General features: G+C 64.4%; 22 protein-coding genes and 1 pseudogene. 9 read left to right on the top strand and 14 right to left on the bottom strand.

Features of this window, described 5'->3' with window-relative positions:
• Positions 1-17 precede the first annotated feature (17 nt).
• A complete protein-coding gene (locus B3098_RS03155) occupies positions 18-260 on the bottom strand; it encodes a YdcH family protein (protein WP_175125986.1) in 243 nt (80 codons plus the stop codon).
• A gap of 253 nt (positions 261-513) precedes the next feature.
• Here B3098_RS03155 and B3098_RS03150 point away from each other — a divergent pair, with 253 nt between their 5' ends.
• Positions 514-1,665 carry a sterol desaturase family protein gene (locus B3098_RS03150; RefSeq protein WP_286890778.1) on the top strand — a complete coding sequence of 384 codons (1,152 nt, stop codon included), beginning with the start codon at positions 514-516 and terminating at the stop codon, positions 1,663-1,665.
• An 83-nt stretch (positions 1,666-1,748) separates the two neighbouring features.
• Here B3098_RS03150 and ycaC read toward each other — a convergent pair whose 3' ends face one another.
• The 3 genes from ycaC to B3098_RS03135 all read right to left on the bottom strand — a co-directional run bounded on the left by ycaC (position 1,749) and on the right by B3098_RS03135 (position 4,597).
• Positions 1,749-2,375: an isochorismate family cysteine hydrolase YcaC gene (ycaC, locus tag B3098_RS03145; RefSeq protein ID WP_056570984.1), complete on the bottom strand. Its 627-nt coding sequence runs from the start codon at positions 2,373-2,375 to the stop codon at positions 1,749-1,751.
• A 129-nt stretch (positions 2,376-2,504) separates the two neighbouring features.
• Positions 2,505-3,476 (bottom strand): LysR substrate-binding domain-containing protein, encoded by a 972-nt coding sequence (locus B3098_RS03140; RefSeq protein WP_286890774.1) that lies wholly within the window; start codon positions 3,474-3,476, stop codon positions 2,505-2,507.
• 161 nt (positions 3,477-3,637) lie between these two features.
• Positions 3,638-4,597, bottom strand: a complete 960-nt coding sequence (locus B3098_RS03135; protein ID WP_175125989.1) for an AraC family transcriptional regulator — start codon at positions 4,595-4,597, stop codon at positions 3,638-3,640.
• A gap of 318 nt (positions 4,598-4,915) precedes the next feature.
• On the opposite strand from B3098_RS03135, the gene B3098_RS03130 reads away from it, so the two are divergent.
• From B3098_RS03130 to B3098_RS03115, 4 genes and pseudogenes are all read left to right on the top strand, one after another.
• Positions 4,916-5,962, top strand: coding sequence for an aldo/keto reductase (locus B3098_RS03130; RefSeq protein ID WP_218343204.1), 1,047 nt, complete (start codon positions 4,916-4,918; stop codon positions 5,960-5,962).
• Positions 5,963-6,147: 185 nt separating this feature from the next.
• The gene (locus B3098_RS03125; protein WP_286890769.1) at positions 6,148-7,377 is read left to right on the top strand and encodes an SMI1/KNR4 family protein; all 1,230 of its coding nucleotides are present in this window, start codon (positions 6,148-6,150) and stop codon (positions 7,375-7,377) included.
• Positions 7,374-8,060: a lysozyme inhibitor LprI family protein gene (locus tag B3098_RS03120; protein WP_175138282.1), complete on the top strand. Its 687-nt coding sequence runs from the start codon at positions 7,374-7,376 to the stop codon at positions 8,058-8,060. The genes B3098_RS03125 and B3098_RS03120 overlap by 4 nt, the downstream gene beginning before the upstream one ends.
• Positions 8,061-8,134: 74 nt before the next feature.
• Positions 8,135-8,887 (top strand): annotated as a pseudogene (locus B3098_RS03115) (YoaK family protein); the annotation flags it as partial.
• Positions 8,888-8,917: 30 nt separating this feature from the next.
• On the opposite strand, the gene B3098_RS03110 reads toward B3098_RS03115, so the two are convergent.
• Together B3098_RS03110 and B3098_RS03105 are read right to left on the bottom strand one after the other, a co-directional pair.
• Positions 8,918-9,673 (bottom strand): hypothetical protein, encoded by a 756-nt coding sequence (locus B3098_RS03110; protein ID WP_286890765.1) that lies wholly within the window; start codon positions 9,671-9,673, stop codon positions 8,918-8,920.
• A 22-nt stretch (positions 9,674-9,695) separates the two neighbouring features.
• Complete coding sequence (locus tag B3098_RS03105) at positions 9,696-10,415, bottom strand: tetratricopeptide repeat protein (RefSeq protein ID WP_279972584.1); 720 nt, start codon at positions 10,413-10,415, stop codon at positions 9,696-9,698.
• Positions 10,416-10,682: 267 nt separating this feature from the next.
• On the opposite strand from B3098_RS03105, the gene B3098_RS03100 reads away from it, so the two are divergent.
• Complete coding sequence (locus B3098_RS03100) at positions 10,683-11,342, top strand: thiopurine S-methyltransferase (protein WP_286890761.1); 660 nt, start codon at positions 10,683-10,685, stop codon at positions 11,340-11,342.
• Positions 11,343-11,354: 12 nt separating this feature from the next.
• On the opposite strand, the gene B3098_RS03095 is transcribed toward B3098_RS03100, so the two are convergent.
• The 6 genes from B3098_RS03095 to B3098_RS03070 all read right to left on the bottom strand — a co-directional run bounded on the left by B3098_RS03095 (position 11,355) and on the right by B3098_RS03070 (position 17,836).
• Positions 11,355-12,122 carry an SDR family oxidoreductase gene (locus tag B3098_RS03095; protein ID WP_175186586.1) on the bottom strand — a complete coding sequence of 256 codons (768 nt, stop codon included), beginning with the start codon at positions 12,120-12,122 and terminating at the stop codon, positions 11,355-11,357.
• Positions 12,119-13,114, bottom strand: coding sequence for an NAD(P)H-quinone oxidoreductase (locus B3098_RS03090; RefSeq protein WP_286890757.1), 996 nt, complete (start codon positions 13,112-13,114; stop codon positions 12,119-12,121). The genes B3098_RS03095 and B3098_RS03090 overlap by 4 nt, the downstream gene beginning before the upstream one ends.
• A gap of 20 nt (positions 13,115-13,134) precedes the next feature.
• Positions 13,135-13,839, bottom strand: coding sequence for an ABC transporter ATP-binding protein (locus B3098_RS03085; protein WP_056570664.1), 705 nt, complete (start codon positions 13,837-13,839; stop codon positions 13,135-13,137).
• Positions 13,832-15,613, bottom strand: a complete 1,782-nt coding sequence (locus B3098_RS03080) for an ABC transporter permease subunit (protein WP_279972590.1) — start codon at positions 15,611-15,613, stop codon at positions 13,832-13,834. Before B3098_RS03080 ends, B3098_RS03085 begins: the two co-directional genes overlap by 8 nt.
• 22 nt (positions 15,614-15,635) lie before the next feature.
• A complete protein-coding gene (locus B3098_RS03075; protein WP_175126000.1) occupies positions 15,636-16,502 on the bottom strand; it encodes a branched-chain amino acid ABC transporter permease in 867 nt (288 codons plus the stop codon).
• 134 nt (positions 16,503-16,636) lie between these two features.
• Positions 16,637-17,836, bottom strand: a complete 1,200-nt coding sequence (locus B3098_RS03070; protein WP_175186589.1) for an ABC transporter substrate-binding protein — start codon at positions 17,834-17,836, stop codon at positions 16,637-16,639.
• Positions 17,837-18,167: 331 nt separating this feature from the next.
• Between B3098_RS03070 and B3098_RS03065 the strand changes: the two genes are divergently transcribed.
• The 3 genes from B3098_RS03065 to B3098_RS03055 are packed head-to-tail and all read left to right on the top strand — an operon-like array spanning position 18,168 to position 20,831.
• Complete coding sequence (locus B3098_RS03065) at positions 18,168-18,950, top strand: SDR family oxidoreductase (RefSeq protein WP_286890748.1); 783 nt, start codon at positions 18,168-18,170, stop codon at positions 18,948-18,950.
• Complete coding sequence (locus tag B3098_RS03060; RefSeq protein ID WP_286890745.1) at positions 18,950-19,903, top strand: 3-hydroxyacyl-CoA dehydrogenase; 954 nt, start codon at positions 18,950-18,952, stop codon at positions 19,901-19,903. Before B3098_RS03065 ends, B3098_RS03060 begins: the two co-directional genes overlap by 1 nt.
• Positions 19,896-20,831 (top strand): 3-keto-5-aminohexanoate cleavage protein, encoded by a 936-nt coding sequence (locus B3098_RS03055; RefSeq protein ID WP_056570653.1) that lies wholly within the window; start codon positions 19,896-19,898, stop codon positions 20,829-20,831. The genes B3098_RS03060 and B3098_RS03055 overlap by 8 nt, the downstream gene beginning before the upstream one ends.
• A gap of 65 nt (positions 20,832-20,896) precedes the next feature.
• Here B3098_RS03055 and B3098_RS03050 read toward each other — a convergent pair whose 3' ends face one another.
• Both B3098_RS03050 and B3098_RS03045 read right to left on the bottom strand, forming a co-directional pair.
• On the bottom strand, positions 20,897-21,967 hold the full coding sequence (locus B3098_RS03050; protein ID WP_286890742.1) for a glycerol dehydrogenase: 1,071 nt from the start codon (positions 21,965-21,967) through the stop codon (positions 20,897-20,899).
• 9 nt (positions 21,968-21,976) lie between these two features.
• Positions 21,977-22,681, bottom strand: coding sequence for a GntR family transcriptional regulator (locus B3098_RS03045; protein ID WP_286890740.1), 705 nt, complete (start codon positions 22,679-22,681; stop codon positions 21,977-21,979).
• Positions 22,682-22,759 lie beyond the last annotated feature (78 nt).

Raw genomic sequence — 22,759 nt, 5'->3', positions numbered from 1 at the left:
CCGCGCCGAGCGGCAGGTCAGCTGCCGTTGCTCTTGCCGTGGCCGTTCTGATCGGCCGCGCGGAGCAGGCCGTAGAGCTTGTCTTTCAGGTGCAGTTTTTCTTTTTTAAGCACCTCGATCGCGGCGCCCGAGGACGGCTTGATGCCGTCCTCCATGTTCTGGATTTCCTGGTCCAGATCGTTATGCCGCTGGAACAGCGCCGAAAAGTGAGCGTTTTCGGACTTGAGTTGGGTGATGAGCTCGCGGTATTCAGGGAACATAAAGGCCTCTTGAGGAACCGGTTGACGGGACCGACGATGCGCCTGTCACGACGCGATCATCAGCGTCAAAGGCCATGACACGCCAATGACAACGCCTTGTCAACCTTACGGGTCGAACCACGGCTGTGCGCGGTTGACCCTGCGCAAGGGTGTCAAGAAATGAGCCATTCTGTCGTGAGCGTTCACGTTTCTTTACAGAAGGGGCTGTCCCCGGCGATACACTCGCTTCCCCTTGGACTGTCCCAGATCCCCAATGAAACAGCACGCCCCCGTCTATCGCAGAGTGATGGATCTTTTCAAGCAGGACGGCCGGATTCATCCCGGCACCGGAATGATGAGCGGCGTGATCGCGCTGTTTTTGGCGATTCTTTCTGTGCTGGGCGTGCTGGCGTTTCATTTTCCTGCCTACCTGACCACGCCCGAGCTGCGCAGCTTCTATTCGGTGGAAGCCATGCGCACGCTGCTGTTCGGCGCACTGCTGGTGTCCGGTTCGATCGCGCTGGCCAACACTGTGCTGGGGCGGCAACGCTGGCTCAATATTTCCGCGTTCGTGCTGGTGTGCTGCGCGGTGGCTGCTGGCGGCAGCCAGGTAGCGGTCAATGCCACCAACACCGGCGGCCATCCGTATCTGGGTCTTGATTGGTTCATCCTGGATCTGCTGGCGTCCAGCACCGTCTTCATCATCTTTGAAAAGCTGACGCCGCTGTACCCCGGCCAGCCCGTGTTCCGCGGCGAATGGCAGGTGGACATGAAGCACTTTCTGTTCAATCACCTGTCGGTGGGCGCGGTGCTGCTGTGCATCAACTTCTTCATCCACCGTCTGTTTTCCTGGGCGGGGTACGAACCGCTGCAACAGGCGATCCAGTCGATGCCATATCTGCTGGAGCTGTTCGTGGCCGTGCTGGTGGCGGACTTGGCGCAATACGCCGCGCATCGCATCTATCACGAGGTGCCTTTCATGTGGCGCTTCCATGCCGTGCATCACAGCACGCGCACGCTGGATTGGCTGGCCGGCTCGCGCCTGCACATCGTTGAACTGCTGATCACGCGCGTGGCCGTGTTGGGCGTGCTGTTCGTGCTGGGCTTTTCGAAGGCGGTGCTCGATGCCTACATCATCATCGTGGGATTCCAGGCGGTGCTGATCCATTCCAACGTGAAACTGCCGTGGGGCTGGCTGCGCTACATCATCGTGACGCCGGACTTCCATCACTGGCATCACTCTTCCGACACCGAAGCGATAGACAAGAATTACGCGGCGCACTTTTCCTTCATCGACTATCTGTTCGGCACCGCGGTGCGCGGGGCGGGCAACCGGCTGCCGCAGAACTACGGGATCCTGGACAACGACATGCCCGGGACATTCCTGGCGCAGCAGGCGTATCCCTTCGCCCGCAAGCGGAAATGACAAAGGCCCAGGCAATTCGCCTGGGCCTTTTTTTCACCGCTGTCTCAGCGTGGTCTGGCCGGCAATCCGGCCGCGCGGCAACCTTACTTGGCCGCCTTGAAGGCCGAGTACGAGGCCATCAGGTTGCGGTAGTCGGGAATGTGGTTGGCGAACAGGGTGCCCAGGCCTTCCACGTCGTTGCGCCAGTCGCGGTGCAGTTCGCATGCCACGCCGAACCACGACATCAGTTGCGCGCCGGCCTGTTCCATGCGGCGCCAAGCGGCGTCACGCGTCACTTCGTTGAAGGTGCCCGAAGCATCGGTCACCACGAACACGTCAAAACCTTCTTCGATGGCCGACAGCACGGGGAAGGCGACGCAGACTTCGGTGACGACGCCGGCGATGATCAGTTGCTTCTTGCCGGTGGCCTTGACGGCCTTGACGAAGTCTTCGTTGTCCCAGGCGTTGATGTTGCCGGGGCGGGCGATGTAGGGAGCGTCGGGGAACTTGTCCTTCAGTTCCTGGACCAGCGGGCCGTTGGGGCCGTCTTCGAAACTGGTGGTCAGGATGGTGGGGAGCTTGAAGTATTCGGCCAGATCAGCCAGGGCCAGCACATTGTTCTTGAATTGATCGGGTTGGAAGTCGCGCACCAGGGACAGGAGGCCGGCTTGGTGATCCACCAGCAGAACGGCGGCTTGGGACTTGTCGAGCTTAACGTAGGGGCGGGTCATGGCTGATTCCTTGGTCTATTCAGGTTGTGCGCGGTGTTGCGCGGTGTTTTGTGCAACGCTGAGTGCGTAGGAAGGATATTAATTTCAGGACAACCGCGCCGGTAGACGGGAATTTCGACTCTCAGCGTTCTATTTATCGGACAACGATTGGACCGGTTGCAGTGTCGGGATGCCGTGGCGCGTCTGGGTCGCAGCTTCGCAGCGCGCGTTTTCACGATACGCGTCTCCCATGAAATCCAACAGCTCCCGCACGGCGGGCAGCAGGCCCCGGCGCGACGGGAACACGGCATGCACGCTGCCGGGCTCGGGTTGCCAGGGGGCGCCCACGGGCACCAGCGTGCCCGCATCCAGTTCCTCGCGGATCATCAGGAGCGGCAGGGCGACGACCCCCACGCCCCGCAGCGCGGCTTGCTTGAGCGCCAGCATGTCGTCCGTGACGAGCCGGGGCATGAACGGCACCGCGAGGCGCGCGTTGTCGGGACCCAGTAGGCGCCATTGGCATTCGCGCTGCTCGGTGCCGAGCGCCATGGTCGGCTGCCGGCTGATGTGCTGCAGATCGGCGGAATCCGGAAGGGTGCGAGCCAGCGCGGGGCTCGCGACCAGGCTCTGGCAGCTCAGGCCCAGGTTCTTCATGACAAGGTCGCTGCTTTCGATGGCGCCAAAGCGCACCCGCACCGCCAGGTCGAAGCCTTCGCGCAGCACGTCCACCGGCCGGCTGAAGCTCTTCAGGTAGACGTTCACCTTGGGGCACTTTTCCATGAAGCGCGCCACCACGTCCCCGAGGAAGTAATAAATGAGCGCGGGCGGTGCGGCGATGCGGATGGTGCCTTGCGGTTCGGCCTGTGTGCGGTCGATGACATCCTGCGCCGCTTCGGCGCCCGCCAGCATCGCCAGGCATTGGTCGTAGTACTCCTGGCCCAATTCGGTCACCGCGAACGTTCGGGTGGAGCGCTGGATCAGGCGCACGCCAAGGCGTTCTTCCAGCAGGGCGATGCGGCGGCTCAGGCGCGACTTCGGGATGTCCAGCGCCCGGCCGGCCGGCGCGAATCCGCCGTGTTTGACGACCTCGACGAAGTAATAAAGGTCATTCAGGTCGTGCATGCAAATTCCTCGAGAGTCGTCGGTGCCCCGCATGATACGGCGCGCGGCCCTGTTCCCGGCGGGATCAGGCGCACCCGGCTGGATCGGCTGAGCCTGGCGGGACTACGGATCGTATTCGAGGATTTGCGGCAATTGCCCGGAAACCGGCAGATTGCGCGTGGCTAGGCGGCCAGCGCCGTCTCGTCCTTCCAACGCTGTTTGTCGCGCAGCGGCGGCGTGCCGAACAGGCGGCTGTACTCGCGGCTGAACTGCGATGAACTCTCGTAGCCGACGGCATGCGCGGCCAGCGCCACGCCGGCATCGTCCGTCAGCATGAGCCGGCGAGCCTCTTGCAGCCGAAGGTGCTTCTGATACTGCAGCGGGCTCATGGCCGTGGCCTGCTTGAAATGATGATGTAACGACGACACGCTCATGTGGACGTCGCGCGCAATCTCTTCGACGCGCAGGGGTTGCGCGAAATTGTCCCGCAGAATGCGGATCGCCTTGGCCACGCGGTTCAGTTGGCTGTCCTGCAGCACCGTCTGGCGCAGCACGACGCCCTGGCCGTTCATCAGCAGGCGGTAAAGCAGTTCACGCTTGATCATCGGCGCCAGGATCGGAATGTCCCGCGGCGTGTCCAGCAACCGCAGCAGGCGCAGCACCACGTCCAGCAGCGTGCTGCCCAGCGGATTGACGCAAAGCGCGCGCGAGGCTTCGGCCGGCACCAGCGGCGGCAGGTTCTCGTCGCTGATCAGCGCGGTGATCTCCTCGGGGTTCAGGTCCAGCCGCAAGCCCAGATAAGGAAGGGTCGGGCTGGCCACCGACACCTTGGCCACGAGGGGCAGATCCACCGAAGAGATCAGGAAATGGAAGGGATCGTATTCATAGGTCTCGTCACCGATGAAAAGCCGCTTCGATCCTTGCGCGATCACAGCCAGAGCCGCTTTCTGCACGACCGGTTTGGCCCCCGACGGCTGCGACAGCCGATGCAGGTAGAGGCCTTCGACCGGCGTATCCAGCGCCCCTTCAAGGTTGCCGGTCATGCGCTCGAGCGTGCAGAGCAGCTCGGACCGCGCCAGTTCGCAGGCGGCGTCCTGGGCGGCAATGCCGGGCGCGAGGGATCGGGCAGAATTCAGGGACATCGAGGGGCTCCCGGGGGCGCGCCGCCCGTAAACAAGAGGGGCGGCGGCGGCAGAGAATTGGGTGTCCGCCAGTGTATTGCCATCTTGCGCGGTCCGCGCCGGCCGGCATGGGGGCACGGAGGATTAGGCAGGAATTCCGGAGAAAACGACGGGTCGCGTTGAATCGGCTGCCGGGCCGGAGAATCGGGCAAAAAAAGGGCAGGATCATGCAGCGTGCGCGTGGCTCGCCGGACGCATACTGTCCGCACCCCGGCAGGCTGCCGCAGCGGTGTCCCACTCCGGGGCCCGGCGCGCTCGCCCGCCCCTGAAGGAGCACACATGCGATACAAGAAATTCGGCAGCACGGGCCTGTTCGTCTCGGAGCTTTGCCTGGGCACGATGACCTTCGGCGGCGAAGGCGAGCTCTGGAGCAAGATCGGCAGCCTGCAACAGGAAGACGCCAACCGGCTGGTGGGCCGCGCGCTGGACGCGGGCGTCAATTTCATCGACACGGCGGACGTGTACTCCGAAGGCCGCTCGGAAATCATCACGGGCCAGGCGCTGCGCGATCTGAAGATCCCGCGTGAGGACGTCGTGATCGCGACGAAGGTCTTCGGGCAGACGGGCGCGGGCGTCAATGCCCGCGGCAATTCACGCGTACACATCCTGGATGGCGTCAAGAAGAGTCTGTCCCGCCTGCAGCTGGACCATATCGACCTGTATCAGATCCACGGCTTTGACCCCGCCACGCCGGTCGAGGAAACCATGCGCGCGCTGGACACGCTGGTGCAGCATGGCCACGTGCGCTACATCGGCGTGTCGAACTGGGCCGCGTGGCAGATCATGAAAGCGCTTGGCATCGCGCAGCGCCTGGGGCTGGCGCGCTTCGAGTCGCTGCAGGCGTACTACACGATTGCCGGCCGCGATCTGGAGCGGGAACTGGTTCCCATGCTGCAGAGCGAGGGCGTCGGGCTGATGGTGTGGAGTCCGCTGGCCGGCGGCCTGCTCAGCGGCAAGTACAGCCGTGATGGCGAGGCCGAGGCGGGCAGCCGCCGCGTCGCGTTCGATTTCCCGCCCGTGAACCGGGAGCGCGCCTACGACAGCATTGATGCGCTGCGGCAGATCGCAGACGCGCGCGGCGTGTCGGTGGCGCAGGTGGCGCTGGCCTGGCTGCTGCACCAGCAGGTCGTCACCAGCGTCATCATCGGCGCCAAGCGCGTGGATCAGCTGGAAGACAATCTGGCCGCCACGGATATCCGGTTGACGCAGGACGAACTGGCCGCGCTGGACAAGGTCAGCGCGCTGCCGCCGGAGTATCCGGGCTGGATGCATGTGCGGCAGGGCGAATACCGGCGCCAGCAATTGCGCGAGGCCGGCGCCGCCTGACGCGAACCGCGTTCATGGATGGACCGGCGCGCCAGCGCCGTTCCGCACCAGCCAGGCGTCATGCATTCTCGTGTTGAAGGCCAAGGGCAAACTCCGTACACCAACGGCGGTCGGCCATCTTAGTGCGGGGATTCTTCACCCCCCGCTAGTAAAATCGCACCGGTCTCCAACCTTGAAGTTTCAACATGAGCGAGTTTTTCACGTCTGGCGAACTGCTGGCGTTGCGTGAGCACGGCATCGCGGTGTTTGCCGGCCGCCTGCTGATCGATGTGCAACCTCCGATGTCCGACGCCCGCATCGCCGAGATCGAGGCGCAGTGCGAGGGCCCGCTGCCGCCGGCGTTGCTCGACCTGTGGCGGCTGACCGCCGGCGGCGAGCTGGCCTACGATCTGCGCGCGCAGATGGACGGCAACGAAGAGGCCTTGAGCTGGTCCGAGCTGTTCTACGACGGCAGCGACCAGTACCGCGACCTGCAAGGGTGGATCGAGCACGAGCAGGAGTGCGCCGAGGAAGCCGCCGCCGAGGATGGCGCGACGTGGAATGGAAAGCTGCGCTATCTGCCGATAGGCGGTTTCGAATACTGCGATCGCATCTACGTCGCCGTGGAACCGGGGCCGAGAGCAGGCAGCGTGGTCGCGTGGAAGCAGGGGCTGCCGGGCTGGACGCATGCCTTGCAGCAGGATGGCATCGCGACCATCGCGCCGGACCTGCATGCCGCGTTTGCCGCGCTGTGCCTGGAAACCGACCCCGAGGAAGACGAAGACAGCCCCGGCCTGCGCGTTCTGGAGTATCTGGATGAGCGCGTGTCGGGTCACGGCATGCCGCAGTCGCTGGCCGACCGCGTGGCCGTCTTCTACCGGCAGGCGCTGGTCGACTGGCGCGGCCCGCTCGAGGACGGAACGCTGGCCGCCAAGCCTGGCCTGGCCGCGCTGGCCTTGCAGCACGCTTTGTCGCAGGATGACGCGGCCCTTGTGCGCCGTCTGTCGGCGCAGGGCGTGCGCCTGGATGCGCCGCTGCGCGGAAGCGCCCAGGCGCTGGACGTCGCGCTGATGCAGCATGCGTATGCGGCGGCGCAGGCGCTGCTGGACGCGGGCGCGCCGGTCAGCCCCACGGCCATTCACCGCTTCGATCGTGAGCCGCCTGCCGAGCTGGTCGCCGCGCTGCTGGCGCGGGGCGCCGACGCCGACGCGCTGGGTATTGCGCGCTGCGTCGCGTGCGGATCGCCCGATGCCGCGCGTCTCGTTGCCCAGGCCTGCGGCGAGGGCATTGCCGAAGCGTATGCGCAGGTCCGCGATTCGATGGCCACTCGCTATCAGGAAGACCTCAAACGCGTGCGCGCCGGCAAGCTGGGCCACTATCTGGGCGCGGACGGCCTGGCGGCGCGGGTCGAGAATCTGCGGGAGTTTGCCCTGTGAATCGTCTTGCCGCCGGGTTCGCGCTGTCGATCGTGCTGTGCAGTCCGGCGGCCTGGGCCACCGGCAAGCCATCATTCGATTGCGCAAGGGCCCGGACGGCGGTCGAGAAGGCGATCTGCGCCGATAGCGGGTTGGCCGAACAGGATGCCAGCATCGCGAAACACTTCGGCAAGGCCAGAATGACCTTCGATCCGGCGACGGGCAAGGCGCTGACGGAAGACCAGCGGTGGTTCGTCAAGGTGCGGGACGAGGCCTACGCGTCGCCGCCCGGCAACGACCCGCCCCAAAAGGAATTGGCAGACCGGTTGAAGTATCGCGACGCCTTTCTGTCGTCGCTGGTGCTCAAGCGCCGCCAAGGCTTTGAAGGCGATTGGGAAAACCTCGCCGGTGGCATTTCGATCAAACGGCAGCCGGATGGCAGCCTGGCATTCGACGGCTCCGCGGCGCATCCGGAAAATGGCCGCTGGGTGTGCGACGTGCGCGGCGCGGGCGCGGTCAAGAACAATGCGGTGGTCATCGAGACGGTCGACGCCGAGGGCTGGACCCTGACGTTGTCGCGCAAGGGATACGGTCTCGTGCTGTCCGAAAACCCGCCGGCCGAGGCCGCCGACGCAGCCAGCCGGCCATATTGCGGCCTGAACGGCGCGCTCGGCGGCGTTTACTATCCGGTTTCAAGGCCTTGATCGGCGCGCCGCCGCCGCGACTAGAATGTCATTCCGAATTGCAGTGAACACGTTCTTGTTTTGAAAGGACAGGCGTGACCATCCCGTATTTGCGCCGGCTGACCGCTGTCAGCCGTAGCCCGCAAGCCAATCGCCATCTTGCCTATCTGCTGACCTTCACCGCCGGCGCCGTCAACGCGGGCGGGTTCCTGGCGGTCCAGCAGTACACCTCCCACATGTCCGGCATCGTGTCCATGATGGCCGACCACATGGCGCTTGGCGGGGTGATCGTGGTGCTGCAAGGGCTAGCGGCCCTGGTGTCGTTCATGGCGGGGGCGGCCAGCTCCGCCTTTTTGATCAACTTCGGGCGCAGGTCCCGGCTGGCCAGCGAGTACGCGCTGCCGTTGCTGCTCGAGGCCGTGCTGCTGCTGATCTTCGGCCTGCTGGGCGCCAACCTTGAGACGCTGCGCTGGTTCTACGTGCCCGGCACGGTGATGCTGCTCTGCTACATCATGGGTCTGCAGAACGCGATGATCACCAAGGTGTCCCGGTCCGAAATCCGCACCACGCACGTGACGGGCATGGTGACCGACATCGGTATCGAGCTTGGCAAGCTGTTCTACTGGAACGTCGCGAAAGGCGACCCGCAGTCAATGCCGCGGGTGCTGGCCGACCGCGGCAAGCTCATCGTGCTGAGCCTGATGGTGACCTTGTTCTTCGTCGGCGGCGTGACGGGCGCGTATTCGTTTTTCAACTTCGGCTTCGGGTCGACCTGGCCGCTGGCATTGCTGCTGATGCTGCTGGCCGCGGTGCCGATCCTGGACGATATCCGCAGCTTCATGCACCGCGCCTAGCCGGCCGCGCGGGGCCCGCCGACATTACCGCTTGGATTTGACCGCGGCGGAATGGCTCAGGAAAACCTGCAGCGCTGCCAGCGTTTCATAGTGCAGACGTTCGAAGCGGGCGTCCTTGACCGGGTCGGTGATGGCGTGCCCCTTGGCGTCCACCGCATAGGGTTCGCCCAGCAGCCGGCCAATGTCGACCTGGTAGTAACTGGAATTTCCATACGGACGCTTGCCGTCGATGTAGGGCATGGGCCAGAAGCGGTCCCCTTCGCGCAAAACCGCGCCCAGCGCCTGATCGTCGACTTCGCGCCAGACCGCGGCGCGCAGCAGGACAAGATGCTCCTTGCGTAGATTGAACATGGCCTGCGCATCCACGCCGCTTTCCGGAAAGTCGAAGGCCTCGCGCATTTCGGCTGGCACGGCGTAACGGCCGGGTTGCAACCTGCCGATAAATTGCACATAGCGCGGGACCAGGCGGCAGACTTCGGCCAGTCGCCGGATGGCCAGCGCATCGTCGGTTGTCTTCAGCGCACCGCGGGCCGTGGCAAGCGTATCGGCGCCGCCAAGCAGCGGTTGCTCGAAATCGATGCCGGGCGCGCCGGATTCGACCGGCATCCATTGCACCCGCAGCAGGCGCACCAAGGCCGCGTGCTGAGGGGTGTAGGACAGGCTGGCGTCCGGCGCCGCATAGACCTTGCGGACGATGGCATCGCGGGCGGGTGAGGCCAGGGCGCGCAGCGGCGCGGCAATCAGGCTGCCCAGCATCAGCAGCAGGGGACGACGGTTCATGGGGTCTCCGGGCGCATTGGCCCTATTGGGGCAGCGTTGCCAACTGGGTTTCGGTGAAGGCGTAGCCGGGCTGCAGGCGTAGCGCGGCCTCGTAGGAGTTGCGGGCGTCCGCCAGACGCCCAAGCCTGCGTTGCAGGTTGCCCAGATTCGTCAGGATCAGTGCGCTGGCCGGCTTGGCGCGCACGGCCTTTTCAAAGGCGCTCAGCGCTTCCTCCGGGCGGTTCAACGCATCCAGCACCGACGCCTGCAGGTTGTAGCCGATGCTCCAGCCAGGAAACTTAGCGGTCAGCACCTGCGTTGTCGCCAGCGCGTTGGGCAGGTACGCGCGCTCGGCCTGCGCGCCCGCCTTGTTGACGTACGCCCATCTGTTGTCGGGATTCAATGCGATGGACTGCTCGAATAACGCAAGCGCCGCCGCCATGTTGCCTTGCTGACCGTGCAGCTTTCCCAGGAACAGCCTGATGTCGGCGTCGGCGGGCGCCTGCCGCGCCATGTCTTCGGCGATGCGCTGCGCCTCCTGGCGATTGCCGGCTCGCATCGCCGCGGAGATCTGCGCGTTCTGCGCCTGCAGGGCAGGGGGCCACTGTTGGATGCGCGCACGCAGCGCGTCGTTCTCGGCTCGCAGCTCTGCAAGATAAGCGTCGTCCAGCTGCGACGCGTCCTGGGCATGGCTTGGCTGGCCCATCAGAACGCTGACGAGAAGCAACGGAGAGAAAAGACGGATGCGAAGCGCTGCAAGCATGAGAAGGGCCGCCGGGCGTCATGTCGGGCCCATACGATACCGGAACCATCGCGGACGAAGCGCCGGCGGGGCGGCCGCGCCCGACATTTCAGACCAGCACTACAATGCCCGAGCGCGTATTGCGTACGATCAGGCGCTCGGGCGATGGCCGCGGGCAGGCTGTTCCCGGCGCGCCACCCGGCGTGATCGGGCGTCGTCCGGTGCCGCCCGGGTGCCAAACATCGCTGTGCAGTTGCGACACGTATTCATAGGAGGAGCAGACAAGTCATGGACGCGGAATTCTGGCTGGAACGGTGGCGCGAAGGGCGCACGCATTTTCATCAGGCTCGGATCACGCCGCTTTTGCAGAAGTACTGGCCGACGCTTGACGTCCCCAAGGGCAGCAAGGTGCTGGTCCCGCTTTGCGGCAAGTCGCTGGACATGGTGTGGCTGGCCGCGCAGGGCCATCAGGTGCTGGGCGCGGAGCTCTCGCAGCTTGCGGTGGAGCAGTTCTTCACCGAAAACGAATTGCGGCCGGTCAAGCACGACTCCGCATACGGCACGCACTACGTGGCCGGCAACATCGAGATCGTCTGCGGAGACATCTTCAAGATGGATGCGCAGGTGCTGTCGCATTGCGTGGGCGTGTTTGACCGCGCGGCGCTCGTGGCGCTGCCGGACGCGATGCGGGCAAGCTACGTGCGCCACGTCTACGGGCAGTTGTCGCCGTCCTATCGCGGCCTGCTCATCACCTTGGACTATCCGCAGGAAGAAATGGCAGGCCCGCCGTTTTCCGTGGTCGACAGCGAGGTGCAGGCAATCTTCTCGGACGTTTCGCCCGCCGTCATCATCGACCGCCGCGACATTCTTGATAAGGAACCCAAGTTCCAGTCTGCGGGCGTCAGCCGCCTGGACACGGTGGTTTACCGGCTGGGCGTGCAGGACTGAGCGTTTAGCGGGCTAGGTCATCAGCCAGCCGCCCGCCACGTCCAGCACCTGCCCAGTCACGAACCTGGCCTGATCGGACGCGAAGAACAGGCAGGCATCCGCCACTTCCTCGGGCGTGCCCAGGCGCCGCAGCGCAGTCATCGCCGCCACTGCGTCGTTGATTTCCTGCGGCACGCTTTTCAGCAGCGGTGTACTGATCCGGCCGGGCGCCAGCGCATTCACGGTCACCTGATGTTCGCCGAGCTCGGCTGCCCAGTGCCGCGTCAGTCCGATCAGCCCGGCTTTGGTGGCCGCGTAATGCGCCGCCACGATATCGCAGTACGCCTTGCCGGCCACCGACGACATGTTGATGACGCGTCCCTGCCGCGCCTGCACCATGTGCGGCGTGGCCAGATGCGTCATGTAGAACACGCTGTTCAAGTTCACCGAGACGACGTTATTCCACTCCGCCGGCGGCATTTCCCACACCTTCAGCGCGCGGCCGTTCGTCTTGGGCGAGATGCCGACGTTGTTGACCAGGACAGTGGCGGCGCCCAGTTCGCGCGTGATGCGGTCATAGGCGGCCTGACACTGGTCGAAATGCGCGACGTCGGTGGGCACGAAACACACATCATGGCCACGCTTCTGGAGTTCCTTCTCGTAGGCTTGCCCGGCCTGCGCATTGAAGTCGACGAGACCCACGCGGCCGCCTTCGGCCAGAAACGCCTCGACGATGGCCGAGCCGATGCCGCCGACCGCGCCCGTGACGATGATGGTCTGGCCGGTAAAGCGCGCGTTCATGGCCGCACCTGCAGCATGATCTTGCCGATGTGCTTGCTGCTTTCCATCAACGCGTGCGCGCGCGCGGCCTCGGCCAGCGGGAAGACCTCGTGGATCAGGGGCAGGCACTTTCCTTGCTCCATGAGTGGCAGCACCTTCTGCACAAGCGATTGCGCGATGGCGCCCTTGTCCTCGTCGGACCTCGGGCGCAGCGTGGATCCGGTGAATTGCAGCCGTTTGGTCATGATGGGCAGGGCGTCGATCTCGGCCTTGCTGCCCTCCAGGAACGCAATTTGCACCAGCCGTCCGTTCAGGGCCAGCAACCGCAGGTTCTTGTTGATGTAGGCGCCGCCCACCATGTCCAGGATCACGTCGACGCCCACGTTGCCCGTGCCCTCGCGCACGACGGCCTCGAAGTCTGCGTCGCGGTACTGCACGGCATGGTGCGCGCCGGCTTTCAGGCAGGCGTCTGCTTTCTGTGCGTTGCCCACGGTGGTCCAGACTTCCGCGCCGAATGCGCGTGCGAGCTGGATTGCCGTCAAGCCGATGCCGCTCGAGCCGCCGTGGACCAGAAACTTTTCGCCTGCGGTGAGGCGTGCTCGGTCGAACACGTTGGTCCAGACGGTGAAGTAGTTTTCGGGAATGGCCGCGGCCGTCAGCAGATCCAGACCGCGCGGCACCGGCAGGCAATGGCGCTCGTCGGCCAGGCAGTACTGGGCATAGCCGCCGCCCGGCGTCAGCGCGCAGACCTGGTCGCCGGCCTTCAAGCCTTGCACCTCGGGACCGGCCGCCACGACGGTGCCCGACACTTCCAGGCCCAGATAGGGCGAGGCGCCCGGGGGCGGAGGATAGGACCCCGACCGTTGCAGCACGTCCGGGCGGTTGACGCCCGCATAGGCTACTTCGATCAGCACCTGGCGGCCCGTCGGCGCTTCCATGTCGCGTTCGGTGATGCGCATGCAGTCGGGCGCGCCGCCCTTGCCATGGTCGATGAATGTGCAGCGTAATGACATGAGACGTTCGTCCTTGGATTTCAGTGGCCCAGATAGGCCTTCTTGACGTGAGGGTCGCTGAGCAATTCCGCGCCCGTGCCCGTGCGCACGATCGCGCCGTTTTCCAGCACATAACCGCGATCCGCCAGCCGCAGCGTGCGAAACACGTTCTGCTCCACCAGAAGCACCGTCACGCCGTGCGAGGTGACGTCGCGGATGATGTCGAACATCTGCTGCACCAGCAGCGGCGACAGCCCCAGCGAGGGTTCGTCGAACACCAGCAGCTTCGGGTCCGCCATCATGCCGCGCGCAATCGCCACCATCTGCTGTTCGCCGCCGGACAGCGACCCGGCGTACTGGCTCAGCCGTTCTTTTACGCGCGGGAAGATGCGCAGCACCTCGTCGAGCTTGCGCTCGACGATCGGCCGCGCGGCGCGCTTGTACGAGCCCATGAGCAGGTTGTCCCGCACGGTGAAGTGCGGAAACAGCTGCCGCCCTTCGGGAATCATGGTGATCCCGGCGTCCACGATGTCGTAGGGTTCGCGGTTCGTCAGGTCCTGGCCTTCGAACTCCACCTTGCCCTGCGTGGCGGCAATCACGCCGCACAGCGTCTTGAGCGTGGTCGTCTTGCCCGCGCCGTTGGCGCCGATCAGCGTGACGATCTCGCCCGCGTTCACCTCGAAATTCAGGCCGTTGAGCACCTGGCTCTTGCCATAGCCCGACGTCAGATTCGACACCTTAAGCATCCTGATACTCCTTGCCCAGATAGGCTTCGATGACGGCCGGGTTCTCGACCACGTCCTTGGGAGCGCCGCTGACCAGCACGCCCCCTTCGTTCAGGACGATGATGCGGTCGGACAGCGCCATCGTGGCCTGCATCATGTGTTCGATCAGCAGCACCGAAACACCGGAATCGCGGATGCGACGGATCATCTGGATGGATTTCTCGATGTCCGTGGGGTTCAAGCCCGCCATCACTTCATCCAGCAGCAGGATGCGCGGCTTGATCGCCAGCGCACGCGCCACTTCCAGCCGCTTCATGCCGCCCACCGTGAGGCTGCGCGCTTCGGTGTTCAGGTACTTCACCAGGTCGGTCTGCTCGGCCACCTTCAGGGCTATCTGCTCGGCCTCGTCGCGGTCCGACGTGTGGATGAACGCGCCCAGCATGATGTTTTCCAACACCGTCAGCCCCGTGAACGGCTTGGCGATCTGGAACGTGCGGCCCAGGCCCTTGTGCGCAAAGGCGTCGGGCGTCTTGCAGGTGACCCAGTTGCCTTGCTCGTCGCGCATCGTGATGTCGCCCTTGTCCGGCGACAGAAAGCCCGACAGCAGGTTGAACACCGTGGTCTTGCCCGCGCCATTGGGCCCGATCATGCCCAGGATTTCGTGCTGGTTGAGCGTCAGCGATACGTCGTTCGTGGCGCGCAGGCCGCCGAAGCTCTTGAACAGTCCCTCCGCCTTCAGGACCGGCTGCTCGCTGCGGGTGGCGTTACGGATGCGGATCTCGTCGGCCAGCTTGAGCTTGGCCGGCGGCGTGCCAAGGTAGGGCAGGCGCGCCAGCATGCGCTCGATGAACGGCCCGAACGCACCTGCCAGCCCACGCGGAATGGTCAGCACCACCGCGACCAGGATCAGGCCGTAAATCAATCCGTGCATGCCGTTGCCGACGCTGCTGAGCCAGCCGCGCGCCAGTTCCGCGATGGGCAGCACCAGGAAGGTGCCCGCGATCGGGCCGGAAACGGTGCCCAACCCGCCGATCAGCGCAAACATCGCGACCTGAATGGACAGCTCCAGCGAGAACGCGGAGCTGGGATCGACGAAGGTCAGGTAGGTGATGTGGAATGTGCCGATGATGCTGGTCAGCACCGCGGACACCACGGCGGCGATGATCTTCACGCGCACGGTGTGGATGCCCACGGCCAGCGCGGCATCCTCGCGTTCGCGGATCGCGATCAGGTAGTGTCCGATGCGCGACTTGCGGATGTACCACGAGACCCACGTCACCAGCAGGAACAGGCCGAACGCGATGATGACGTAGTTGATCTTCTCGCGGAACACGATCCACGCCCAGCCGATGTTCAAGGGCAGGCTGATGCCGCTGGAGCCGCCAGTCCAGCTTTCCTCGTGGATGACCAGAAGGCGCACCACTTCCAGGATGGCGATGGTCGCCAGCGCAAAGAAGGGTCCGCGCAGGCGCAGCGTGGGATAGCTGATCAGAATGGCGACGGCCGCGGAAATGGCGGCTCCCGCGAACATGCCGATCCACGGCGAGATGCCGAAGTTCTGCGTCAACAGCGTGGCCGTGTAGCCGCCGATGCCATAGAACACTGCATGGCCGAGGGACAACTGGCCGGCATAGCCGCCCACGATGTTCCAGGCGACCGACAGCGCGGAAAACACGAACAGCAGGACAAAGAGGTTGGTCCAGAAGGGCGTGCCCATGACGACGGGCACGAGGAACATCGTGATCAGCAGGATGAGGCTGACGTAGGCTTTGGGATGTCGAAAGTCGGGAAACACGTCTTGCTCCTTGTTGTTCTGGTCACTCTGTACCGACACCGAACAGACCGTTCGGCTTCAGGACAAGGATCAAGAGGAAGATCCCGAAATAGACGACCTCTTTCAGGTCGGGCGCGATGTAGAAGCCCGCCAGCGTGTCGACGATGCCGATGATCATGGACCCTGCGACGGCGCCATACAGGCTGCCTAGCCCGCCCAGCACCACGATCACGAACGCGGTCAGCACGAAGTAGGTGCCCACCGTGGGGAACACCGGGTACTGTGGCGCAAGCAACCCGGCGGCGATGCCGACAAAGGCGGTGCCCAGCCCGAAGGCAATGGCGTAGACGTTATTGACGTTCACGCCCATCAGCGTGGCGGCGTAGCGGTGCTGTGCCACAGCCCGCAACGCGCGGCCCAGATAGGTGCGGTGCATGAACAGGTGCAGCAGCACAGCCAGCGTCAGGCCGATGATGAACGTGACGACTTGTCCCGTGACCATCGAGAACGGACCGAACTCGATGGCGTTGGTGCCCAATTCGACCGGCGCGCGATAGACGTTTGCGCCAAAGATCACCAGCGCCAGGTTCAAGAGGATGGTGGACACGCCCACCGTGGCGAAGATCTGGATGTGTTGATCCGCATGAAGGAGCGGCTGGATGATGCCCTTCTGCGTCAGCGCGCCCAGCGCGAACAGAATCACGGCCACCGGAATCAGACCCGCGTAGGGGTGGACGCCGAACTGCGCCGCGATCAGATAGACCATGTACATGCCGATCATCAGGAACTCGCCGTGCGCGAAGTTCACGACGCGCACAACGCCGAAGATGAGCGTCAGGCCCAGGCTGATGATCGTGTATGCGCCGCCCAGCAACAGGCCGTTGATGACCAGTTGAATGAATAATTCCATTGTGCAACCTCTAAGTGCGGGAAGCGACCCGTCCCTGTCCCGCAGCGTCCAGGGGCGGGGCGCTCAGGCCCCGGGTAAGACCGGACGCGCACCGGGGGCGCAAGGCCCCGGCGCCCGGCCGCTGGCATCGCGCTTTATTTCTTGAAGATGGGCTTGCCGAGAGCGAGGTTTTCCGGACCGATGGTGACGAGCTTGCCGTCCTGCCACTGCATCACGTAGAAGGTCGAGGCGTTGTTCTGCCCGTCTTCGCCGAAGTCGAAGCCCCAGCCGTTGGCCGTCTGGCCGGCGGGCTTCTTGTAGGCCAGCACCGCGGCGCGGATCTTGTCCTTGTCCGTGGACTTGGCGTTGCCAATGGCTTCAAAGAACGCCTTGGCGCCGACGTAGTTGGTCAGGCTATGGCCGGATTGGGGATCGCTCTTGTAGGTGGCCTTGTAGGCTTCGAGGAACTTGTCCAGGCCAGGCGCGCCGGCCGGATTGATGGACGCTTGCGGGAAGTCCAGGTCGAACACGCCGTTCATGTCGGCGCCCACGGCCTTGGCGGTGTCGGCCAGCGAATAGCCGCCGCCCGCGCCGATCACGACCTTGGGCTTGAAGCCTGCCGCGCGCGCTTGACTGAAGAACAGGATGGCGTCGTTCTGGTAGGCCGTCTGCAGCACCACGTCGGCCTTCGCGCCCTTCAGGCGCAGGATCAGCGACGACAGGTCGACGGTCTTGGCCGAGTAGGGCAGGACCTCCACCACGTTGTAGCCAAGCTCCTGCGCGCGCTTCTTTTCGGTGGCCGCCACGTCGGTGCCATACGGGCCGTCTTCGTGGATGATGCCGATCTTGATGTCCTTCGGGTTCAAGCCCATGCCCGGCGCGATGGTGTCATGCAACGCGTTCACGACCGACACGCCGTACAGCGCGGTGTTCGGGTTGCTGCGGAACAGGTACTTGTAATTGCGCGTGGTGATCTTGTGCGCGGTGGCGCCCAGTTCGAAGTAAGGCACGCCCGCCAGCTCCGTCACGGGCGAGGCCGCGTACGAAATGCCGGATGCGTAGCTGCCGAACACCCCGACCACGTTGGCCGAGATCAGGCGCTTGGTCTCGGACACCGCCTGGGTAGGGTCGACGGCGTCGGCCTTGATGATTTCGATCTTCTCGCCGTTGATCCCCCCGGCCGCGTTGATCTCGTTAACGGCCAGTTCCAGACCGCGATAGCTTTCCTGTCCAAGCAGCGCAAGCGCGCCGCTGAACGGGAATAGCGCGCCTACCTTCATGTCGGCCGCTGCGGTGCCGCTTGCCAGCGCGCCGCATACACCCAGCGCCAAAACAATTTTGTTGAACTTGAACACTGTCTACGCTCCTTTGTTGGTATGGAATGCGGACTGGATACTGCGTTCCGTCCGTCTTTTGCTATATATGATATATGTGCCGGCGGGGCGAGGAACCCTCGCCTTGGATTCTAGTGGCGGTCGCTTCATGCCGAATCAGGGAATTCCCTGAAACCGCATGAATAAAGCCTCAGCGGCCGATATACGAGAAAAATGCGCAGCTGATTCCGTCAGGCGAACGACGCTTTTTGGATGAAGCGGCACACGCAAGACGGATCACAGGATAGCTGGTTTTATCATATATCGTATATGATGGTCCGCACTTATAAGAACGATCCTAGGAGACAAACGCATGTTCGAGGAAGTGGATTTCACCGGCAAGAAAGTGCTCATCACCGCCGGCGCCGATGGGCTGGGCTTGGAAATGGCCAAGGTCTTTCACCACGCGGGCGCTACCGTGTTCGTGTGCGACGTCAACGAGGAACGGCTGGCAGCCTTGCCCGCGGAACTGCCCGGTGTGCAGGTGGCGCGGGCCGACGTATCCGACGAAGCCAGTGTTGAACAGCTGTTCGCCGCCGTTCGCCAAACACTCGGCGGCCTGGACATTCTGATCAACAACGCGGGCGTGGCAGGTCCCACGGGTTTTGTCGAAACGCTTTCCAAGGCGGACTGGGACCGAACGCTCGCCGTCAACATCACCGGCCAGTTCCTGTGCGCGCGTCAGGCCATTCCCCTGCTCAAGGAATCGAAGGCCGGCGTGATGATCAATCTCTCTTCGGCGGCGGGGCATCTTGGCTTTGCCGGCCGGTCGGTCTATTCCGCCTCCAAATGGGCGGTGATCGGATTCACCAAGTCGCTCGCGATCGAACTGGGCGGCCATGGCATTCGCGTCAACGCCATCCTGCCCGGCGCGGTTGAAGGCCCGCGGATTCGCGCCGTCATCGCCGCCAAGGCCGATACGCTGGGCCGGCCGGTCGAAGAGATCGCGGCGCAGTACGAAAACCAGGCCGTGCTCGGCCGCATGGTCACAGCCCGCGACATCGCCAACATGGTCCTGTTCAACGCCAGCGAAGCGGCGCGCAGCGTGACAGGCCAGGCCATCGTCGTGGACGGCTTCACGCAGAAACTCTACTGATGGCCGCGGACCACATGCCGCGGCGCGCGGCCATCATTGGAACGGGGCTGATCGGGCAGGGGTGGGCCATCGTGTTCGCGCGCATGGGCTGGGAAGTGCGGCTTCATGATGTGAACGCTGCGATGCTTGCCGAAGCGCGTGCGCTCATCCTGCAACAGCTTCGCGTGCTGGAAACACAGGGCCTGCTCGACAACGCGGATGCCATCGTTGACCGCGTGCAGGTGTCGGCCAGCCTGCAAGAGGCATTGCACGGCGCCAGCTACATCCAGGAGAATTCCCCGGAAAGCGTCGAGATCAAGCGCGCGCTGTTTTCCGAACTGGACGCGCTGGCCGAACCGCACGCCATCATCGGCAGCTCGACGTCCAGCATCCCGGCCAGCCAGTTCGCCGAGCATCTCGCCGGCAGGCACCGGTGCCTCGTGGCGCATCCGGTCAATCCGCCGTACCTGATTCCGGTCGTCGAACTGTGCCCGGCGCCGTGGACCAGCCCCGAAGCGCTGTCCGGCGCGCGCGACGTGATGACCGGCATCGGCCAGAAGCCCGTGCTGGTGCGGCGCGAAATCGAAGGTTTCATCCTGAACCGACTGCAAGGCGCGTTGCTGCAGGAAGCCTTCCGGCTGGCAAGCCAGGGCATCGCCAGCGCCGAAGACATCGACACCACGGTCAAGGACGGGCTGGGTCTGCGCTGGTCCTTCATGGGACCGTTTGAAACCATCGACCTGAACGCGCCGGGCGGCATCGCGGATTACTGCCGCCGCTATGGCGGACTCTATCAGTCCATTGGCGCAAGCCAGGGCGATTGCGTGGCCTGGGAAGGCGCGCTGGTCGACGCACTATCCGAGGAGCGGCGCGCCCTGCTGCCCGAGGAAGACCTTGCCGCACGCCGCTTCTGGCGCGACGAAAAGCTGATGCGCCTCATGCGTCACAAACAACACGGAGACAACAATGGCTAAGCCCAAACAGAAAGTCGTCATCACTTGCGCCGTGACGGGCGCCATCCACACGCCCAGCATGTCGCCGCACCTGCCGGTCACGGCCGACGAGATCGCCGAGGCGGCGATCGGCGCGGCCAAGGCCGGCGCCGCCGTCCTGCACCTGCATGCGCGGGATCCGCAGACGGGCAAGCCTTCGCAGGATCCGGCGCTGTTCAAGCCTTTCCTTGAGCGCATCAAGCGCGAGACCGACGCCATCATCAACATCACCACCGGCGGCAGTCCGCACATGACGGTGGAAGAGCGCATGCGGCCGGCCACTACGTTCCAGCCGGAGCTGGCGTCGCTGAACATGGGCTCCATGAACTTCGGTCTCTTTCCGATGCTGGACCGCTTCTCCGAGTTCAAGCACGACTGGGAGCGGGAGCATCTGGAGAACAGCCGCTCGCTCATCTTCCGCAACACGTATCAAGACATCGAGTCCATTCTGACGCTTGGCAACGCCAACGGCACGCGCTTTGAGTTCGAGTGCTATGACATCAGCCACCTCTACAACCTGGCGCATTTCGTGGACCGCGGCCTGGTCAAGTCGCCGCCCTTCATCCAATCGGTGTTCGGCATCCTGGGCGGCATCGGCCCGCACCCGGAAGACCTGATGCACATGAAGCGCACGGCGGACCGCCTCTTTGGCAACGACTACGAATGGTCGATCCTGGGCGCCGGCCGCAATCAGATGCCGCTGGCAACCATCGGCGCGGCCATGGGGTCGAACGTGCGGGTGGGTCTTGAAGATTCGTTGTGGATCGGACCGGGGCAACTGGCCGAATCCAATCGCGTGCAGGTGGAGCGCATCCGCGGCATCCTCGAGGCGCTGAACCTGGAGGTCGCCACGCCGGACGAAGCGCGGGCCAAGCTGGGATTGAAAGGCAAGGACAACGTCGCGTTCTGATGCCGCGGGCGGGCAGGGCGGCCGGCGGGCATCAAACCCGCCAGCCCTTGCTGGCTGCAGAGAGGTCAGGCGTGACGGCGCAGCGCGGCGGCCAGCGTGGCCACATCCAGCGTACGGTCAAAGTTGGCGGCATGGCGCGCTTTCAGGCTAAGGTCCGCCGCCAGCGACAGTTCCGCATCGGACGGCTCGCCGGCCGCGCCTAGTTCGCGCAGCGTGACCGGCAGGCCGACCTGGGCATACCACTGCTTCAGATCGGCCAGCATGCCGTCGTTGCGGTTCTCCAGATCAAGCTGCACCAGCAAGCCCACCGCCACCTGCAGGCCGTGCAGCGCGGTGGCGACGCCGTTGATCTTTGGTAGCCCCCGCGTCAGGGCGTGCGCAATAGACAGGCCACCGCTTTCAAATCCAAGACCGCTCATGAGGATCATCGCTTCCACCACGCGCTCGAAGGCGGGCGTGGGTTGGCCGGTTCCGGCAACGGCCACGGCATTGGCGCCGTCCGCCAGCAGCGTGCGCAGGCAGCCGTCGGCGATGAGCTGGGCCGTGAGCAGCGGCGCCGCGTCGTACATGTTCTTGCCGCCGTTGCGCTGGCACTGTTCGGCTTCAAACTTTTTGGAAATTGCGTCGCCCAGCCCGGCCCGGAAGAAGTGCACCGGGGCGGTCGCGATGATGGCGGTGTCGACCAGCACGATGGTCGGATTGAACAACATGTGCTCGACGGCCAGGAGGTTGTGATGTGCGTCGTAAAGCACGTAATTCTTGCTGGTGGGCGCATCGTTGGACGCCACGGTGGGCACGGTGATCAGGTGGCAGTGCGACGACTTGGCCACGGCTTTGCCGGCATCCAGCGACTTGCCGCCGCCCACCGCAATGACCATGTCGATGTTCGCCGGCGACGCCTGCGCCCGCAATCCGTCGATGACTTCAGGCGTCAGGTCGCCTTCGACGATCAGCGGCGCAAGCTCCACGCCATGCTGGGCGCACAGCGCCTCGATTCTCGGACCCAACACGCCATGGACATAGCTGTCGATGACCAGGGCGGCGCGCTTTCCGAACAGCGCCGCGTATTGCCCCAGCGCGTCCAGGGCGCCCGATCCCTGGATGTAGCGGCTGGGCGCTCCGAAAATCTTCAGCATGGCGTCTCCCTATTTGCGAGCCCCGGGGGGGCGGTAGTCGAGTTCTTTTTCCCGTTCGACCAGCCAGTCGATCATGATCTTTCCGCCCCAGACCAGATCGGCCTGGATGGCGTCGCGCGCCGCTTCCGAATCACGCGCTTCCAGAGCCTCGATGACGGCCTCATGGCGATGCTCGTTTTCGGAATAGTCCAGGCCGGCGGTCTTGACGTGAAATACCTTGAGGATGGGACCGGTGATGACCCAGAACGACTCAACGGTGTTGCGCAGGATGGGCTTGTTGCTGGCTTCGAGGATGGCGAAGTGGAACTTGCGGTTCAGGTAGCTGGCGCGCTTGGGGTCGGTGGACGTGCACGAGATGAAATCCCGTTGCAACGCGATCAGGTTGTCGAGCTGTTTGCGCGTGATGTTTTGCGCGGCCTCGGCGGCGCCCATGCCTTCAAGGTGGAAGCGGATCTGCTGGATCTCCCGCAGCTTTTCCGAGTTGACGTACGGCACGTAGACCGCGGTGGCCGCCTGCATCTCGAGCCCTTGCTCGCTGATCAGCCGGAAGATGGCCTCGCGCACCGGCGTGATGGACACGCCCATTTCCTGCGCCAGCTCGCCGATGATCAGGCGCTCGCCAGGTTCGTATTGCCCGTTGATCAGGGCATTACGGATTTCGTTGTAGACCCTGACGGAAAGGTTCTCTTTTTTGACCGGTTTGAGGCTGGGCATGGCGTTTCTGGCTTGCTGTATGGAGGGTGCAGGTGAATCCAGGAGCGATTCTAGCCCGGCGTAGCCAATTCGAGCGCA

This window comes from Achromobacter sp. UBA2119 (assembly GCF_002331005.1).
GTDB lineage: Bacteria > Pseudomonadota > Gammaproteobacteria > Burkholderiales > Burkholderiaceae_B > Achromobacter > Achromobacter animicus.
The sequence above is the reverse complement of the archived record's forward strand: the minus strand, read 5'-3'. Positions and strand labels throughout refer to the sequence as shown.